This is a genomic window from Pseudomonas sp. S2_H01 (assembly GCF_054668305.1).
In genome coordinates this window covers 1,858,004-1,875,674 of sequence record NZ_CP162756.1, presented here as the reverse complement: position 1 = coordinate 1,875,674, position 17,671 = coordinate 1,858,004, and the positions used below count along the sequence as shown (strand labels likewise).

Below are 17,671 nucleotides of genomic sequence, written 5' to 3'. Positions count from 1 at the left end.
AGGTAATTTCACGTATTCACGTAGGATTCGTCCGTTTCTGTTGTCTCTTTTGCCTGAAGCGCTCGCCCTAGTAGCAGGGTTTGCCTAGACTCGGCCCATTCATCGGGTCGCCGGGCGATCCTCCACTGCAACACAGCAACAGGGAGTTTTCACATGCGGCGTGTGGTGTTCAATCAGAAAGGTGGCGTTGGCAAGTCGAGCATTGCCTGCAATCTGGCGGCCGTGAGTGCCCATGAGGGCCACCGGACGCTCTTGATCGACCTCGATGCTCAGGCCAACTCGACGCAATATTTGACGGGTCTGACCGGCGAGGACATCCCCATGGGCATCGCCGACTTTTTCAAGCACACGCTTTCCGCCGGCCCGTTCTCGAAGAAAAACCAGGTCGATATCTACGAGACGCCCTTCGAGAATCTGCACGTGGTGACGGCGACCGCCGAACTGGCCGACCTGCAGCCCAAGCTCGAGGCCAAGCACAAGATCAACAAGCTGCGTAAATTGCTGGAAGAGCTCGACGAGGATTACGACCGTATCTATCTGGATACACCGCCCGCGTTGAATTTCTATGCCGTGTCGGCATTGATTGCCGCAGACCGCGTGTTGATACCCTTCGATTGCGACAGCTTCTCGCGCCAGGCCCTTTATGGCTTGCTCAAGGAAATCGACGAGTTGAAGGAGGACCACAACGAAGAGCTGGAAGTGGAAGGGATCATCGTCAACCAGTTCCAGTCACGCGCCAGCCTGCCGCAACAGATCCTCGACGAACTGATCGCCGAGGGATTGCCGGTGCTGCCGGTCTACCTCAACAGCTCGGTGAAGATGCGCGAATCGCATCAGGCCAACATGCCGCTGATCCATCTGGACCCTCGGCACAAGCTGAGCCAGCAGTTCGTGGAGTTGCATCGGTTGTTGGAGAGCAATGCGGCTGACTGAGGGGGCGCAGGCGCTAGCGGTAGCCACACCTCAGGATGTAATGGTCATAAGCAATACGTCGTCCATCCCAGCAATAGGCCTGCACGACGCTAGTTATCTGGTGGCAGGCGAGGGGCTGGTGTGGGTGATTTGCTGCACAGCTTGATAATCACGCGATACGCGACTGTGGCGGCGATGAGGTCAATCACCCACATGGTGGGAAAATAGAGGTCCTCCGGGTTGGCTATACCTAAACAACTTGCCGCATGGAACCAGTATTCACGTTGTTCCGCGGGCATGGGATATGGGTACGTGTGCAGGAATAACACCGCGAGTATCAGCAGAGTCAAAAACAGTAAAACCTTACACGCCTTATGGGCAAGTGCTTGCATGTGCGATGACCTCTATCCACCCATAAGCGTGCAACCCCGTGGACTTCACGGGTATTTTGCTGGCGCCGGTCAACGCGTGCCCCGATTCCGGTAAACGCTGTTGCCAGAGAAGGCCATGAACTTGCCGATGCCGAAAATGGTCAAGGGCGAAAATTCTGAGTTATTGATTACGAATCGTCCGTGAAAAGCCATAGAAACTCCCGTCGATAGCTTGCTTCTGCCGTACGCGCAGCACTCGCCGAACAACGAAAAAATTAAAGTCGTCCACGGTACGCAACGCCATGCCTAGGTGCTGTCAGGGCCTTCGCGGTGTCTTGTATGAAAAATCCGTAGAGCCCTCTCTGTTAATGATGTGCAACAGAGCGTCTAAACCACTCTCGGTGGATGTTCTATCTGGATGGATTTCGTCAGGCGTTTCGCCCGCTTACGCGCCTGCTCTGCCTCATCCTTCGGAATGGCAATGGCCGCGTCCATATCCGCCACCAGATGATCCTGGCTGGCGATCAGTCGATTGCTGCCTTCTGCGCAGCCGCATTTCACGGTCTGCGTGTGCGTGGCCACCGCGATCAACTGATCGATGAAGGTCGGGTTGCCCTGGGCAATGAACCCGACTTGCTCGCATTCGGGACACCATACCGGGTCGCCCATGCGGGCCAGGCGGCGGTCCTCCCATGTCAGTGATCCCGAGGCCTTCAAAACGGTGCCGCCTGTCGTCGTCGCGTCGCCTTCTCTGATCGCACGTGTCATCGCTTACTGCTCCAGGGTTGCGGTGGGAATGGCAAACCCTAGACGCTGATGTCGGCGACCGTCGTGCTGAAAAGCGCTTTCAGAAATGACCTACATCGTTGGCTGTCGTGCGCTTCAAGCTTTGGCGAAACAGCTGTCAAATTCCGTGGCTGGCGAGCCAGGCGATCAGTTGCTGAAGCGGCATGGCGCCGCTCTGGCGCGCGACTTCGCGGCCGTTCTTGAACAGAATCAGGCTGGGAATCGAACGAATGCCCAACTGGGCCGAAAGTTGCTGATTGGCTTCACTGTCCAGCTTCGCCAGACGCACGCGACCGCTCAACTGCACGGCCGCCTGCTCGAAGGTGGGCGCAAAGGATTTGCACGGCCCGCACCAGTCCGCCCAGACATCCACCAACAACGGCAGATCGCCCTTGATCTGACTGGCGTAGTCGCCTTGGGTGAGGTTGAACGGCTTCGTCAGCAGAACAGGCTGCTTGCAGCGACCGCATTTGGGCTGATCAGCGACCCGGTCCGCAGGGATGCGATTGAGGCCGTTGCAGTGAGGGCAGGGGATCAACAGAGCGTCGGACATGGTGGCTACCTGAGAGAAGGGCTGATAACCGGTAAGTGGAGGCTGGGGCGAGTTTTATCAAGTTGATTGCTCACCTTGTGTTCTGAGTGTTCGGCAACGCTCAGGATGTCTTGATTAATACGCTCGCGACCTTGGACGCGCGGGTGTACAGGCGATTTTGTTTCTGTGGTTTATCCCAAAGAACCCCCCGTTCGCCCAGCTATCCGCCCTGCATCTCCATCGATAGCCTCCCATCAAGGGGCTATCAATCCACCTTCCGGACATCCGCCCCTGACCCTTCATTGCCAGGGAAACGCCGATGATCAGTCAGTTGCAAAACGCTCTTTCCGCCATCATGCCGAACAAGGTGGCCGCGTCGACCTCTTCCGAAAAACCGAGTGATCCGGCCGTTGTGGATAAAACCACGAAGACGCCTGCCGACAAGGCGACCTTCTCAACCCTCGCCAGCCAACTGAGCGAAAGCACGGCGCGTGCGGCCGCGCGGGATGCGGTCATGACCCATGCCGAGTTAGGCAAGTATGGCCTCAATCGCATCAACGAATTTCTGGTCGAATCGCCCAAGGCCAACAACTACACCCGGGCGATGGAAGTGCCCGATACGCGTGACCCCGAGCTATTGGACCGGGCGCGAAGAGCCAGTGAGTTTGTCACCCTGACGCTGGCTGGTCACTCGAATGCGAAGAGCCCGTTTGAGAAGCTGTCTCGCGAACAGCTCAACGTGATTGCCTACGATGACAGCGGCGCGTTCACCCTGAACGAACGACGCGCGGCGTACCAGGGCGTGCAGAAAATCGACGATGCCTGGCGCAAGACCGCTATTCCCGCCGGTATCCTCGAGCAAGCCCGCACAGGCAACGCGACAAAGTTCTACAACGAAGCCCTCAGCTACTACAAATCGCTGCCTGCCATCGAAAAAGCAGTGGACTACCCAAAGGACACCGAGGCCCTGCTTAAAGCAAGGATCAAGTCCGATCCCGCACTGCCGAGTTTCCCGGGCGCCGTGACCCGTCAGGGCGGCGATCGCAAACTGACGCTTTACGACATCCTCGCCGGGATCGTCGATACCCAGAAAAGCAAGGCCGACCCGGGCAGTCCGCTGCTCAGAAAGAAATTCACCCCCAGGACTTCGGCGACGCCAGTGTCGTGGAATGAACGATGGGCCAAGCAAGAGGCCTCTGCGGCCAAGGCGGTCAAACCCGTACAGGCAGCGTCCCTCTCAACGTCCCTCCCTGGTGGATCGAGCGCCACCGCGTCAATGGGTAAGGGAGAGGCGGTGAGCAGTTCGACGCCGACTGCAGAATAGTCGGCGGTATCACTTCAAGACTGAACGCTTATGGGAGTTGCAAAGAGGGTAATAGTGTTGTGCTCCAAAAGGACTATCCGTTCGAGTCGTTGTGGTGATGGTGGGTATCTGATTAGCTTTTTTCAGATCTAACAAAAAGGATGATCAAAATGAAAAATGCCAAGACGATTAAATCTGCCATCTCGGTGGTTGCAATGCTTAGTGCGGGATCGGCTATTGCGACGCCGCAGGTTACCGTAAGCTTTACTAACAATACGACGGAGGTTGCGACTTACCAGTCCGGTGGTAGCAGGAACGAATTGACGACGTATTCGAACGCCTCTCCTAAACCTTCCAATGTGGAGAGCAGAAGTACTCGAAGTTATATCGTAAGTGCGACGGGCTCTTCACCCATTACCTATGCGATGGTGACGTAAAAATCCGGGGGTTAGTCGTGCCAGTTCACGACCAGTTATCTGATGAACTCTACGCCGGGTGGTGTCAGAACACCCAAGTGGAATAAAAACGCTGTCGCCAGTGGTGGTGCAAGATGTGACATCAGTATCACTGCTGTGAACTATTCCAATCACGATTGGAGCGTAAATCTCATAATGCGTTAATAGGTTCAGCTTAAGGGTGGCCGCTAAATAAGTGGCCATCTTTAATATGACAATACTGGAGGGCGATATGATCCAAGGCATAGGCGTCGCGATAACGGCACCTGTCAGTGTGAAAGTGGACAAAGAAACCACCGCTGGCAGTGAGGTTGTGAAAGAGCCAGATTCTTCGAGGGTGCAGACGGATAACGCAAATGTGTCTCTGCTGGCCCGGCAATTAAGTGAAAGCGCGCTTCGATCCAGCAAACGAGAACAGGAACTGTCTCGTGATGAACTGGCTGCTTATGCAAAGAAGCAGATAAACAATTTTGCGTTGGACGGGTACACGTTCGGGAAATCCCGGCACGATGTGGAGCAGCCCGACACAGATGATGCCGAACACCTGGCTCGTGCGAAACAGGCCACCGAATACGTCAACCAAACCATCAACGGTAGCCGTTACGCAAAAAATCCGTTTGCAGGCTTGTCTCGAGATCAGTTGTCACTCATTGCTTACGATGACAGTGGCGGTTACACCATCAATGAGCGGCGGGCGGCGTGGTCTGAAAGTGAGCGTATCAAGTCTGAATGGGAGAAAGGAGCGGTCACTCGCTGCCAATTGGAAAGCGCGCAAACTGGGAGGGTTCCGGTGTTCCTCACGGAGGTCCTGAACTTCTACAGAGGGCTGCCAAAGATTGAGCAAGTTCAGGATTGCTACCCAGGAGATTACGAAGCTGAGTTACTGGAGAAGATTCGTGTGGAGTTGGCCAGCCGCGGTGGGGAGCCAAATGAGCTGGCGGAGCGAGGACTCAATTTGTACGACATTCTGGCGAGTATCGCGGTGGCAGAGAAAAAAGAGGCAGAGGCCATAAGTGACCTCTCTGTACAAAAGCACTCTGCGCAGGCGCCCACCTCGGCCTCTGTTTTCGATAAGCCTTCTCCGTCTTGTGATGCCGAACCCTCGTCGATCACTACGACGAACAACTGATCTCCAGATGCTTGCCCCAATCCGGCGGACGCTGTGCATAACTGTCCATGCCGGGCTGTTCCTCGAATGGCGTGCACAGCACTTGATGCAGTCGGCGGACTTCGCTGTAGTCGCCTTGCTCGGCGGCTTCGATGGCGCGTTGGGCGAGGTAGTTGCGCAGGATGTAGAGCGGGTTGACGGCGTGCATCCGGGCGCGACGGTCTTCCTGATTTGTGGCCGGTTCGCGGGCGATGCGGGTTATGTACATCTGGGCCCAAGCGTCGAAGCCGAGCATGTCGACGAAGTCGTCGCGCAGGCGACTGACGGTGATGTCGGCGGACTCTTCGCCCAGGCGGCGGAAGAACAGGCTGTAGTCGACGGCGCTGCTCTGCATCAGTTGCAGCAAGCGGGCGATGAGCTCGGCATCGTCATCTTCGGCCGTGGTCAGGCCAAGGCGGCGACGCATCAGATCCAGGTAGTGCGCCTGGTACAGCGGCAAGAACATGCCCAGTGCTTCACGCAGCGCTTCGACGCTGATGAACGGCGTCAGGGCTTGAGCGAGTGCGCTGAGGTTCCACTGGCCAATCGGCACTTGATTGCTGAAGGAGTAACGCCCTTCGTGATCCGAGTGGTTGCAGATGAAGTTCTGATCGAAGTCGTCCAGAAAGGCAAACGGACCGAAGTCAAATGTGATGCCCAGAATCGACATGTTGTCGGTGTTCATCACGCCGTGGCAGAAACCGTAGGCCTGCCACTTGGCGATCAGTTCGGCCTGACGTTCAACGATCGTGCGGAACATCGCCAGATAGGGTTCCGGCTGTTCCAGACATTCGGCGTAGTGCAGCGACAGGACGTGGTCGGCCAGTTCTTTCAACTGATCGTTCTGCTTGGTGTAGAAGAAATATTCGAGGCTGCCGAAGCGCACGTGGCTTTGCGCAAGCCGCAACACCATCGCTGCGCGTTCCTGCTTTTCCCGCCAGACCGGCGTACTCGAGCCGATCACGCAACCCGCGCGACTGGTCGGGATGCCCAGCGCGTGTAGCGCTTCGGACGCGAGAAATTCGCGGATGGAGGAGCGCAACACGGCGCGACCGTCGCCCATGCGCGAGTAGGGCGTCTGGCCTGCGCCCTTGAGGTGCAGGTCCCAATGTTCGCCTGCGTCGTTGTACACCTCGCCGAGCAGCAGGCCACGGCCATCGCCCAGGCGTGGGTTGTAGGAACCGAATTGGTGGCCGGAATAGACCATGGCGCGCGGGTCGGCTTCGGCCCATAGCTTGTGGCCGCTGAACAGCTCGGCGAACACCGGCTCTTCGGCTTGCGCAGCGTCCAGGTCCAGTAGCGCCAAGGCCGCATCGCTTGCGACCACCAGGCGTGGCTCGGCAATGGGTTCGGGCAGTACGGACGTGGAAAACGCGTCGCCCAGGCGGGCGAAGCGATTATCGAAGGTCAGCTCGTCGAGGGCTTTCAAGGGATGCCTCCAGCAGAATGTCCGACCATTCTGCTGGGATTCTTCGGGTCAGTCGAGCTTGACGTCCGGCGGCTCAGGCACATCCTTCGGGGCGGAGGGCATGGCAGTCGGCGAGGCGGGCGTCGGTGCGATGGTTTTCGGCTCTGGCTCGATCGGCACCATTTTGTACTCCTGTCCCTGCATGTTCTTGAGGTAAACCTCCATCTGCCGGAACGAAATATTGATGTGCTGTTTCTTGAATTCCTTGTTAATGAACCGGTTGATCTCGTCGAGCACCGGGTTGCGGTCCCCAAGGTCGCGCACGTGCATGCGCAGTTCATGGTCGAGCGTGCTCTCCCCGAAATTCAGGAAATAGACGATCGGCTCAGGTTCCTTCAGAACCCGAGGGTTTTCACGTGCGGCCTTGAGCAGAAGGTTGCGAACAAGGTCCAGATCGGAGCCGTAGTCCACGCCAAGCTTGAGCGTGACGCGGGTGATGGTGTCGGTCAGCGACCAGTTGATCAGTTGCCCGGTAATGAACGTCTTGTTCGGGACAATGATGTCTTTGCGGTCGAAGTCGGTGATGGTCGTTGCACGAATGCGGATCTTGCTCACCGTCCCCGACAGGTTGCCGATGGTGATGGTATCGCCGATCCGCACCGGGCGTTCGAACAGGATCATGATGCCGGAGATGAAGTTCGCGAAGATCTCCTGCATGCCGAAACCCAGGCCAACCGAGAGTGCGGCGACCAGCCATTGCAGCTTGTCCCAGCTGACGCCCAGTGCCGACAGCGTGGAGACGAAACCGACGCCCGCGATGATGTAGGACAGCAGCGTTGTGGTGGCGTACGAGCTGCCCTGCTTGAGGTTCAGCTTGGACAGCACCAGCACTTCCAGCAGACCGGGCAGGTTACCCGCCAGCACGAAGGTGATGCCGATGATCACCAGTGCGCCGATGAGGTCGCCCAGGCTGATCGGAACCATGCTCATGTTGGCGCCGGTGCCACTCGTGTATTCGTACAGGGTGATGTTGTCCAGGTACGAGAACACCGTGATCAGGTCGGCCCAGACGAAGTACAGGGCCCCGACGAAACCGGCCAGCAAGGCCAGACGAATCAGTCGCAGCGACTGCTGGTTGACCTGTTCGATGTCCAGTGTCGGCTCTTCCACCGGTATCTCGCCGTCGCCCGCCTCTTTGGCAGCCTGACGTTTGGCCAGCGCTCGCTGATAGGCCAGACGCCGCGCCGCGACGCCAAGGCCGCGAACGAAGGCGGCTTCGATGACCAGCCACAGCATGAGGACGTAGAGGGTATCGATCAGTCGGTCGCTGAGTTTCAGCGCGGTGTAGTAGTAGCCGAAGCACACGGCAACGAACAGCGCGACCGGCAGCGCGGTGAAGGCGAGGCCCACTGCACGACGGAACAGTGAGGCGTTCTGGTGGGTCGGGCTGGTGAGCAGCAAACGGCCGAGCAACCACGTCATCAGGGCGTAGCAGGTCAGCACCACGGCGATGCCGATGACATCGTCCGCCAGCGCCGACGGTTCATGCTCCGCGACGGCAACCACGGTGACCAGCGCCAGCACCACCAGACCCAAACGACGAATCCAGCCGCGCAAAAATTCCACCTGAGGCTTTTCCCAGCGGAAGTGCAGCTGCGCCACGCCACCCGGCGCCAGAATGCGGTACGCGGTGTAGAACACCAGCCAGGCCAGCGAAATTTGCAACAGTGCCGCGCCCAGATTGACGTTCTGTTCCCGCGCGTCGATCTGCAGCGCCAGCGCACACGACGCCAGCGCGAGTGACAGCGGCATGGCCAGCAGGATGTTGATGAAAATCGCCAGCGGCGTTTGCCATTGCCGATCACGCTTGAAGTGTCCGATGTCCCCGTGCAGCCGGTTGAGCTTGTCGTAGAGCGCCTTGCGCTTCCACATCAAGGCGCCGATCACCAGCAGCAGCGGCAGGAAAATCAGGGGGCGCTGGGTCAGGCCGTCGGCCAGTTCACTGAGGCTGGAGGTCCAGGGCAGGGTGGTGATCTGTTTCATCAAGCGCGGCTGAACGCGCTCGAACCATTCCAGATCCAGCGGTTTGTTGCTCGGGATCCAGAACATCTGCTCGTCGAGGGTCTGACGCAGGCTAAGCGCCGTGCTGACCAGTTGCTTCTGGTTCAGCTGCAACGTGATGGACTCGTTGAGCAGCGCGCTCAGTTCGCGGTTGAGGCGTTCCAGCAGGTCGGTTCGGGTGGTTGCCAGGTCCAGCAGCGTCTTGCGCAGCGCCGGGGTGACGTCTTCCGGCTTCTGCGTTGCCAGCAAGCTGTCGACGTAGTTGCTCGGGTTGCTCATCTGTTCGCGCTGCTGATTGACCTCGAACTGATACAGGCGGATGTCGGCGATTTCGTCGGCCAGGCCGCTGTCCAGTTTCAGCTTGGGCAGAGACTGCTTCTGTTTGTAGAGAATCTTGGAGAGCAGCAGGCTGCCGCTCAACACGTTGATCTGTTCGTCCAGCGCCTGATCGGTCTGGGTGATGGCGTCCAGCTGGGTCTTGGTCTTGAGGTTCTGTTGCGTCAGTTCGTTAAGGCGGTCGGTGCCGCGCAACAGGTAGTCGGAGAGTTTGAGGTTCGCCGCACTTTCAGTCGCCAACAGGCTGCTTCCGCCGGCCTTCTGCGCTTCGATCGACAGCTGCGTCACGGTTTCCTGGGACTGCGCGCGGCGTTTGTCGTTGATCAGGGTCTGCAGGTCCTGGATTTCCTGATCCTGACGGGCGACCTTCTCGGTGAGCAAGTCACGTTGGCTGCCGCCTAGATCCTGCAACTGGCTGTTGCCCGCCAGTTCCTGACGACGCAGCGCGATCAAGGCGTTGATCGAGGCCAGTTCGGCGTTCAGCTGATTGCGCTGGTCGGCATTGATCGCCTTGCCGGCGTCTTTGCCGCTCTTGAGGATGCCGTTGATGGTCTGGATGCGCGTCTGGCTGCTGCTGATTTCCGCTTGCGCACGCTCGGGGCGGGTCTGCGCGGTAATCGTCATGCTGTTGGCATCGTTCAGGGCTTTCTGCAGGTCGGCCTGCTGGGTGCTGCGGTCGCTGAGCATCTGCTCAAGTTGCGGAACGCTCATGTTGGCGTAACGCTGGGCGACAGGCACCTGACGAATGCCTTTGAGGCGCGTCAGCTCTTTCTGGTTCTCGGTGGTCTGCCTGGGCGCGTCGGCCAGCTGTTTCTTCAGGTCATCGAGCTTCTTCTGGTTGTCCTTCTGGCTGGCGAGGAAACCGAGCGTCTGCTCCAGCACTTGCTGCATTGCCTTTTGATCGTCAGGCGACAGTTTCCGGTCGGCGATCTTGTCCAGGCTCTGCTGAACGGCTTCGCTGGAAGGTGGAGGCGTGTCGGCGGCAAGCGCCGGGAGTGACGACAGGCATAGCCCAAGCAGGGCCGAGGCAAAAAAAGTACGCAGCGTGAACATAGACACCGGGTCGAACAATCAGGAAAGGAGAGCAGTTTAGAGGAAGAGCCCGGGACCCGGGCGGCTTCCTTCGGGGAATCTGACGCCCACTTTGAGGATCTTGTTCCCGTCCATAACCGCAACTGTCCAAATAGTTCCGTTCCATTCGACCTGGTCGCCGACAATCGGGGCGCCGCGATTCTTCTGAATGATGAACTGGCTGAGCGGCATATTCGAATCCAGGCCGTCGAGCTTCAAACCGTACAACGCCGCGACAGCCCCGAGCTGAGCGTCTCCCTCGAGCACGAAGTCGCCGAAGAAGCGCAAATCCAGACCCCTTTGTGGTGCCTGGCTGAACAGCTTTCCGAGCGCCGGAAGGTTGTGTTCATGGCCAATGACGCAGAGCAGGTCACCGGTCTCCAGAACCGTACTACCCGACGGATGGAGCAGTTGCTGACCCCGAAAAAGGGCGGCGATGCGTGTGCCTTCCGGCATTTTCAGCTCGCGAAGGGCGGCGCCGATGCACCATTTTTCCGCGCCGAGTCGGTAAACGAACAACTCCCACTCGCTGGTCACGTGGACTTCCAGCGCCGCTCGTGAGATCGGCGCAGGATCCGGCGGAACCGTCACCTTCAGCCATTTGGCGACCCACGGCAGGCTCGTGCCCTGAACCAGCAGCGAGACGAGCACGATAAAGAACGCCAGGTTGAAGTACAGCTGAGCGTGCGGCAGGCCCGCCATCAACGGAAACACCGCCAGAATGATCGGCACCGCTCCGCGCAGGCCGACCCAGGCAATGAACGCCTTTTCGCGACCGTGAAACACCCGGAACGGAAGCAGGCCGGCGAGCACCGACAGCGGGCGCGCCACCAGAATCATCCACAGCGCCAGGCCCAGAGCGGGCAGGGCGATGGGCAGAAGGTCATGGGGCGTGACCAGCAGGCCCAGCACCAGGAACATGCCGATCTGCGCCAGCCAGGCCATGCCGTCGAGCATGTGCAAAATGCCGTGACGGCTGCGGATCGGTTTGTTGCCGAGCACCAGGCCACACAGGTACACCGCCAGAAAGCCGCTGCCGTGGATGGCGTTGGTCAACGCGAACACCGCCAGGCCGCCTGCGACCACGAGGATCGGATAGAGGCCGTTGGCCAGATTGATTCGGTTGACCAATTGCAGCATCAACCAGCCGCCGCCCAGACCGATGATGCCGCCGATGCCGAACTCCTGAATCAGATGCCCCAGCAGGCTCCAGTGCAGCCCGGTCTGGCCGCTGGACAGCATGTCGATCAAGGTGACGGTGAGGAACACCGCCATCGGGTCGTTGCTGCCGGATTCGATCTCAAGGCTGGCGGTTACCCGCTCGTTCAGGCCCTTGCCGCCGAGCAACGAGAAGACGGCTGCAGCGTCCGTGGAACCGACGATAGCGCCGATCAGCAAGCCTTGAATGATGTTCAGGTCAAACAGCCAGGCCGCAACCATGCCGGTCAGCCCGGTGGTGATGAGCACCCCGACCGTGGCCAGCGACAGTGCGGGCCAGAGCGCTACGCGGAAGCTCGCGACCCGCGTTCGCAAGCCGCCGTCGAGCAGGATCACCGCGAGTGCGAGGTTGCCGACCAGATAAGCGGTGGGGTAGTTGTCGAAGATGATGCCGCCGCCGTCGACGCCCGCGACCATACCGACCGCCAGGATGATCACCAGAATCGGAATGCCAAGGCGCGAGGACAGCGAGCTGACCAGAATACTTGCACCCACCAGCAACGCGCCGATCAGGAACAGGCTGTTGATGGTCGTGGCATCCAAGGGCGGTACTCCAGACATAAGCAGAAATTGAAAGCACGGGCGGACTGACCATGCAGTCGGCGTGCCAAGGGATTTAACCTGTTGAATTGGCAGGCTGTCAAAGCTTTGCCAATTAATACATGGCGCGCCCGAAGGCTGATCGCAATCGGGGTGACCGCGTTCGCGCATGTCATAACTATCTATCGCAGCAGACTGGACGGCCTGTGATCACGTACGGCTTCCCTCCTTCAAGGACTCAGGAAGCCATGACTTCTGCAACGCATCAGTTCAATCCCAATGACCAACAGGTAGTGCGGGAAACCGCTCGCCAGTATGTCGCCGACTATCCGGATCTGCATGACATGGCCCGTCGTGCCGCACAGCGCATCATCTTAAAACGCACCGGTAAGCGGCTAGAGCCGGAGACTGTCTACTGGCATCGATTCAGCGGTGCCGTCAGCAGTCCTCGGACGTTTTCCGGTTGGGAGCATGCGGGCAAGCCGGTCGAGTCGATGACCCTGATCGAGTTGCTCATGCGCCGTTTTACTCCACAGGATCAGGTGTCAACTGACGAGCTTTCGATGTACGGAGGCTTTTACACCGACCGGGCGGATCACGGCATTTTCAACGAGAACAACGAGGTGCCGCTGCTCGCCCGAGACGTTCTTGCGGATTTTTGGGCGCTGGATTTCAGTGCGGGCTATCAGCAGAAACGCGAACGGTTCTGGCGCGATCATGATCAGACCTTCTGCGTGCTCGCCAAGGCTGAGTACCTTGCGGCAGCAGGGCGCTCATTGCGTGATGGGCAGATCTCCATTGCGGATTTCGATGCGTTGATCGACGGGATGTTGGGCGAGGGGATCGCCAGCCCGACGCGCGCCTTGCTGCAAGCACCCGTCCGGTCGACGACCAAAAACACGTTCCACTGGCTGGATATCGGCGGCTTCAAGGCGCGCGACATCTTGCGAATGGTCGACGAGCACGGTGCCCAAACGCTGTATGTCCCTGGGGAACTCACGCCGTTTCATCGTTTTGCCGGGGCGCGTGAGGTGTTTGATTGGGTCAAGGCACGCTTTGCGTCAACGGCCACCCGTGAAGCGGCACGCAATCACTTTCTGCGTTCATCCGTTGATCTGCCGACGCGCATCGCAGCGTTCGATCAGCTTATCGACAGGTTACTCGTCCACGAATGGGAAGAGGGCCGGGTCTTGGTCAATCAGATCAAAGAACCGATCCCGGGTGATCCCTTCGAGTATTTGCGTAATAACGCCAAAGAGGACATGGCGGCCGATGCTCGCGTGCTGTTGACCAGCAACACCGAACTGCACAAGAAAATCTGGATGGGGTATCTCGATGCCTTCGTTCGGGTCTCGGGCAACCTTGCGTTGTTGGGCTGGCCGATCGCATTGGCGGTGATCGGCGCCAGTGCCGTCAATATCGGGCTGAACATTGATCAGGCCTTCTCGGGCAAGACGGCCGCTCAGCGCAAGGCCGGCGTATTGGGCGCGATCGTCAATGCCATATACCTGGCCTTCAATTTACCCCTTTTGACCGGCAGCGCCCGTGCCGCAGTGCGCGGGGCGGACGAGGCAGTGTCGTCGCCAATACCCGTCAGCCAAGAGCCCGCGGTCGACGCACTGGCCAACCTGAACGGTAACCATCTGACCCTCGACGGGGTGACGCCGCAGGCGACCACGGGAAGATGGCGGGGCATTCAACAGCTCGCAAACGGCGAAACATGGATCACGCTGGGCGGACTGCCCTACCGGGTGCTGTTCGATGAATCGTTGCCCGGTTGGAAGGTGGTGGACCCGCAGAACCCGTTCGCTTTTTCTTCGGGGCCGCCTGTTTTCCTGAACCCTCACGGCGAGTGGGAGCAGGTCGCCAGAACCGGCCTGGCGGGCGGTGCTCCTTTTGACATTCCCTTGGGTACATCCGTGCAGCCAACCTCCACGGCCTACGGTGTCACGGGTTCCACCTTCTGGGATCACTACATGCTGATCAACGTTTACGAGGAAAAGCATCTGGCGGAGGCGGCGATTGCGCGTCAGGAAGCCGTCATGGATATCTACCGGATGGAGCCGGAAGAAGAGGTGGTGACCGACTCCGAAGGCGAGGAGGTGCACATTGATCCGTGGGACGCCACGCCCCGGGTGTTCAGAACCCCCGATGCGACATTTCATGCCCCTAATATTCGTCGCTACACCGATGATGGCGGGGTCTATAACCAGTACCTGCGCACCGGCACGGTCTACGAAGACGCAGAGCACCCCGGATTGGCGACGACGGCCGAACAGGTCGAGGACATCCGGCGGTTCGTCGATGACATCGGCACATTGGGCTTTAACAATGACGTCACGCTATATCGTGGCGGCAGCGGTGAGCGAAGCACCTCGGGACAGTTCTTTCGCAGTGGCCGCGTTCAGGTGGGTGATGTGCTCACCAACACCGACATAGCCTCCTTCAGCGAAAACCCTTATCAGGCGCGCACGTTCGCCAGCAATCAAGCGGGCGCCAACGCTGTTTCCATTACGGCACCGGTTACCTTTGACGACAGTTCGGTGGTGTTCGAACTGCCGGCAAAGCAGTACCTGAATGCAACGCCGATTGCGCCGTTCTCGACCAGCCCCGGAGAGGCTGAGTCGGTGTTTCTGCCTGGGCGCTATTTCCAGATCGAGCAGCTCGATGAGGTGCGCGGCGCCTTCTACCGGTTCATGAGGGTGCGAATCAAAGAAGTGTCAGCACCGGTTGCGGGTCGACAGCTGTTGAATATGCGCACTGGCGAGCCGTTCAGTCGCGCGGCCTATGCAGCGTTGCTGGGGCCTGAGGGCACATCGCTGGTGGATCGTTTCTTTCCTCAAATGCTGACTTCGCAGGTGTGACCGCTAAAGCACTGCCCCATAAATAGTTACCGCCTCCGGCTTTTTTCAAGCTGATTACGTGCATGACTTTCCTACAGACAAGGACAGGAAGTCATGCAGTCAACCACGCTCGGAATGACCACCATCAACGCGCCCCGCGCGTTATCTGACGGCGAGACGCTTCAACGACGCGCCGCCGCGCTCATGGGGACATACCCCGACCTTTACGCCATGGCGTTTCAGGCTGCCCGTGCGATTGTCATCAGGCACACGGGCAAACCCTTGGATCCGGCTAAGGTGTATTGGCATCGCTTTAACCGGGCGAACAACAGCGGCGCCACCTTCACCGGTTGGGAACACGTAGGGCCGCCGTCCGAATCCATGACGCTGATCGAACTGGTCATGCACCGCTTCAGTGCCAGTGACACGGTGTCCGCTGATGAGCTGAACACCTACAGCGGCTTTTACACGGTGGGTGCCGATCAACGCTTTTACAACGAACACAATGAAGTCCCGATGCTGCCCAGCGACGTGCTGCAGGATTTCTGGAAGCTGGATTTCGCCACGGATTGCAAACACAAGGTCGAGGCGTTCTGGCGTGCTCATGAGCAGGATTTCTGCACGCTCGCCAAGATCAACCTGCTGTCGTCGGCAGGCTTGGCGTTGAGCAAAAAGCGGTTATCGATGGACGATTTTCAGACCGTGCTGATGGCGATCACCGGTGCTACCGACCCCCACGTGACGTGGGACATGCTGCAGGAGAACCCGGGCTTTTCGGCGGGTGTGACGATGCAGGTGTTTCAGCTTGCAGGGCACGAAGCCAGAGACATGCTGCTCATCAAGAACGGGCAGGGACGCCGGATCGTGTTCAAGCCCGATGTGCAACCGATGTTCCAGTGTTTTGCCGATGAACCCGCGCTGTATCAATGGGTGCAATCGCAACTGCGCGAGCCTGAAACGAAGGCGGCGCTGGTGTCGCATTTCGCACGAGGGGCCGAGCAGCTGGCATTTGCAGACGCCAGACTGTCCGCGCGGGCTGATCAGCCATGGTCGGCCGAGCAGACGCTCATCGGCGATTCCCCGGCCGCGAGCCCGCAGTCTGTTTTCGAGCGCTTGCGCGACACAGCGCAGCGTGAAATGAACGAGGACCTCAACGCCCAATTGACCAGCAATGCCAGCCTGCGCAAACAGATGTGGATCGGCTATCTGGGCGCGTTCATCCGTATGGCCGGCGGTGTGGCGCCGCTGGCGTGGCCGGTTGCGCTGAGCCTGGTGGGCGCCGGCATCGCCAGTGTGGGTTTGAATATCGACCAAGCCATCCATGGGCGTACCAAAACGCTGCGCAAGGCGGGCGTGATCGGCGCGATCATCAACGCGGTGTACCTGTTTCTCAACCTGCCGCTATTGGCCAGTATCGGTCGTGCGGGAGAAGCTGCGCCGTTACCTGAGCGTGCATCCGGAGCGGACACTGAGTCACTGGCGGGCCTTGAGGGCAATGAGGTATTGGACGACATCCCCGCAGACACGGGGAACGTAAATACCCGCGGCGTCCATGTGCTGGAAAACGGCGAAACCTGGATCACCCTGGGTGATCTGCCCTACCGCGTGCGGTACCTGAACGACCTCAATACCTGGGCCATCGTGGATCCCCACAATCCGTTCGCGTTCAGCGGCGCTCGTCCGGTCCGCCTCAATGCGCTGGATCAATGGGAGTTGCTTCAGCCGCCGAAACTGGTGGGCGGCAAGCCGCCGGTGGAGACGCCAGGTGAATCGCCCAAGGCATCCGGTTCCCAAGCGGCGAAACCGTATGCCACGACCTCGTCGCCCTTCTGGGACACCCACATGCAATTCAATCTGGACGAAGAGCGGCGCCTGTCAGCGTTGGGTAATCAGCGTCAGGCGTCGGCGGTCAATGTGTACGAACTGGACTCCGACGAGGAAGTGGTTTCCGACTCAGAGGGCGAAGACGTGGTTATCGACGCCTGGAATGAAAAGCACCGGGTATTCAAAACCACAGACAATGCTTACTTCGGAGGTGCGATCACCCGCTATACCGAGGACGACGATGCCTACAACGTTTTCTTGCGCACGGGAGAGCAGCGGGGTACGGATCAAATCGAGGCGCTCGAGCGTCTGGTCGAGGACATCTCGGAGGTAGAGCCCAACAATGACGTCGCGTTGTATCGAGGCGGCAGTGGTGAGCGAGGCACTTCGGGGAGGGTATTTCGTGAGGGCAAGCTCAAGGCAGGCGACGTGCTGGTCAATACGGACGTTACTTCGTTCAGTGAAAACCCTTACATCGCCAGGGTGTTCGCCAGCAGCCAGGGCGGGGCCTCGTCGGCCAGCCACAAAGGTGCGATCACGTTTGACGACACCTCGGTCGTATTCGAATTACCGGCGGGCGAATACTTGAACGCGACTCCCATCAGCCCGTTCTCGGAGAGCCCGAATGAGGTCGAATCCGTGTTTCTGCCGGGCCACTACTTCCAGATTCAGCGCATCGAAGAAGTGGCGGGCAGCAACTACCGGTTCATGAATGTCCAGCTCAGACAGATCCCGGTCGAGCAGGTGTCGGGCCCCGCGTATGACTTGCGCACCGGTGAGGCGTTCAGCCGAGACCAGTACGCCGCCAAACTGGGCGAGGACGCAAAGGCGCTGGTGGACGCGTTCTTCCCCCCGAGATCCTGA

12 protein-coding genes are annotated in these 17,671 nt (G+C 59.2%); 6 read left to right on the top strand and 6 right to left on the bottom strand.

Translation table 11 applies throughout. The features are described 5' to 3' along the window. The first annotated feature begins 153 nt into the window (after positions 1-153). Complete coding sequence (locus tag AB4N84_RS08190; RefSeq protein WP_074751646.1) at positions 154-933, top strand: ParA family protein; 780 nt, start codon at positions 154-156, stop codon at positions 931-933. A gap of 89 nt (positions 934-1,022) precedes the next feature. On the opposite strand, the gene AB4N84_RS08185 is transcribed toward AB4N84_RS08190, so the two are convergent. The 3 genes from AB4N84_RS08185 to trxC all read right to left on the bottom strand — a co-directional run bounded on the left by AB4N84_RS08185 (position 1,023) and on the right by trxC (position 2,622). Then, complete coding sequence (locus tag AB4N84_RS08185) at positions 1,023-1,304, bottom strand: hypothetical protein (RefSeq protein WP_460045921.1); 282 nt, start codon at positions 1,302-1,304, stop codon at positions 1,023-1,025. Between the two features lie 366 nt (positions 1,305-1,670). Beyond that, positions 1,671-2,051: a PAAR domain-containing protein gene (locus AB4N84_RS08180; protein ID WP_074751650.1), complete on the bottom strand. Its 381-nt coding sequence runs from the start codon at positions 2,049-2,051 to the stop codon at positions 1,671-1,673. 136 nt (positions 2,052-2,187) lie between these two features. Next, a complete protein-coding gene (trxC, locus tag AB4N84_RS08175; protein WP_460045920.1) occupies positions 2,188-2,622 on the bottom strand; it encodes a thioredoxin TrxC in 435 nt (144 codons plus the stop codon). A 298-nt stretch (positions 2,623-2,920) separates the two neighbouring features. On the opposite strand from trxC, the gene AB4N84_RS08170 reads away from it, so the two are divergent. From AB4N84_RS08170 to AB4N84_RS08160, 3 genes are all read left to right on the top strand, one after another. Then, positions 2,921-3,925: a hypothetical protein gene (locus tag AB4N84_RS08170; RefSeq protein ID WP_460045919.1), complete on the top strand. Its 1,005-nt coding sequence runs from the start codon at positions 2,921-2,923 to the stop codon at positions 3,923-3,925. Positions 3,926-4,074: 149 nt separating this feature from the next. Continuing rightward, complete coding sequence (locus AB4N84_RS08165) at positions 4,075-4,341, top strand: hypothetical protein (RefSeq protein WP_460045918.1); 267 nt, start codon at positions 4,075-4,077, stop codon at positions 4,339-4,341. Between the two features lie 250 nt (positions 4,342-4,591). Next, positions 4,592-5,488: a hypothetical protein gene (locus AB4N84_RS08160; protein ID WP_460045916.1), complete on the top strand. Its 897-nt coding sequence runs from the start codon at positions 4,592-4,594 to the stop codon at positions 5,486-5,488. Here the strand turns inward: AB4N84_RS08160 and selO are convergent. From selO to AB4N84_RS08145, 3 genes are read right to left on the bottom strand one after another with little or no spacing between them, the layout of a single operon-like run. After that, positions 5,472-6,935 carry a protein adenylyltransferase SelO gene (gene selO, locus AB4N84_RS08155; protein WP_460045915.1) on the bottom strand — a complete coding sequence of 488 codons (1,464 nt, stop codon included), beginning with the start codon at positions 6,933-6,935 and terminating at the stop codon, positions 5,472-5,474. The genes AB4N84_RS08160 and selO overlap by 17 nt on opposite strands. A 48-nt stretch (positions 6,936-6,983) precedes the next feature. Then, entirely contained in the window at positions 6,984-10,364 is a 3,381-nt protein-coding gene (gene mscK, locus AB4N84_RS08150; protein ID WP_460045914.1) for a mechanosensitive channel MscK, read from the bottom strand. Between the two features lie 36 nt (positions 10,365-10,400). Beyond that, entirely contained in the window at positions 10,401-12,143 is a 1,743-nt protein-coding gene (locus tag AB4N84_RS08145; protein WP_074751664.1) for a potassium/proton antiporter, read from the bottom strand. A gap of 245 nt (positions 12,144-12,388) precedes the next feature. On the opposite strand from AB4N84_RS08145, the gene AB4N84_RS08140 reads away from it, so the two are divergent. Both AB4N84_RS08140 and AB4N84_RS08135 read left to right on the top strand, forming a co-directional pair. After that, the gene (locus tag AB4N84_RS08140) at positions 12,389-15,004 is read left to right on the top strand and encodes a dermonecrotic toxin domain-containing protein (RefSeq protein ID WP_460045913.1); all 2,616 of its coding nucleotides are present in this window, start codon (positions 12,389-12,391) and stop codon (positions 15,002-15,004) included. A gap of 93 nt (positions 15,005-15,097) precedes the next feature. After that, a complete protein-coding gene (locus tag AB4N84_RS08135; protein ID WP_460045911.1) occupies positions 15,098-17,671 on the top strand; it encodes a dermonecrotic toxin domain-containing protein in 2,574 nt (857 codons plus the stop codon).

Coding starts and splice junctions, on each gene's coding strand:
- AB4N84_RS08190 (WP_074751646.1), top strand. CDS start 154: ATGCGGCGTGTGGTGTTCAATCAGAAAGGTGGCGTTGGCAAGTCGAGC.
- AB4N84_RS08185 (WP_460045921.1), bottom strand. CDS start 1,304: ATGCAAGCACTTGCCCATAAGGCGTGTAAGGTTTTACTGTTTTTGACT.
- AB4N84_RS08180 (WP_074751650.1), bottom strand. CDS start 2,051: ATGACACGTGCGATCAGAGAAGGCGACGCGACGACGACAGGCGGCACC.
- trxC (WP_460045920.1), bottom strand. CDS start 2,622: ATGTCCGACGCTCTGTTGATCCCCTGCCCTCACTGCAACGGCCTCAAT.
- AB4N84_RS08170 (WP_460045919.1), top strand. CDS start 2,921: ATGATCAGTCAGTTGCAAAACGCTCTTTCCGCCATCATGCCGAACAAG.
- AB4N84_RS08165 (WP_460045918.1), top strand. CDS start 4,075: ATGAAAAATGCCAAGACGATTAAATCTGCCATCTCGGTGGTTGCAATG.
- AB4N84_RS08160 (WP_460045916.1), top strand. CDS start 4,592: ATGATCCAAGGCATAGGCGTCGCGATAACGGCACCTGTCAGTGTGAAA.
- mscK (WP_460045914.1), bottom strand. CDS start 10,364: ATGTTCACGCTGCGTACTTTTTTTGCCTCGGCCCTGCTTGGGCTATGC.
- AB4N84_RS08140 (WP_460045913.1), top strand. CDS start 12,389: ATGACTTCTGCAACGCATCAGTTCAATCCCAATGACCAACAGGTAGTG.
- AB4N84_RS08135 (WP_460045911.1), top strand. CDS start 15,098: ATGCAGTCAACCACGCTCGGAATGACCACCATCAACGCGCCCCGCGCG.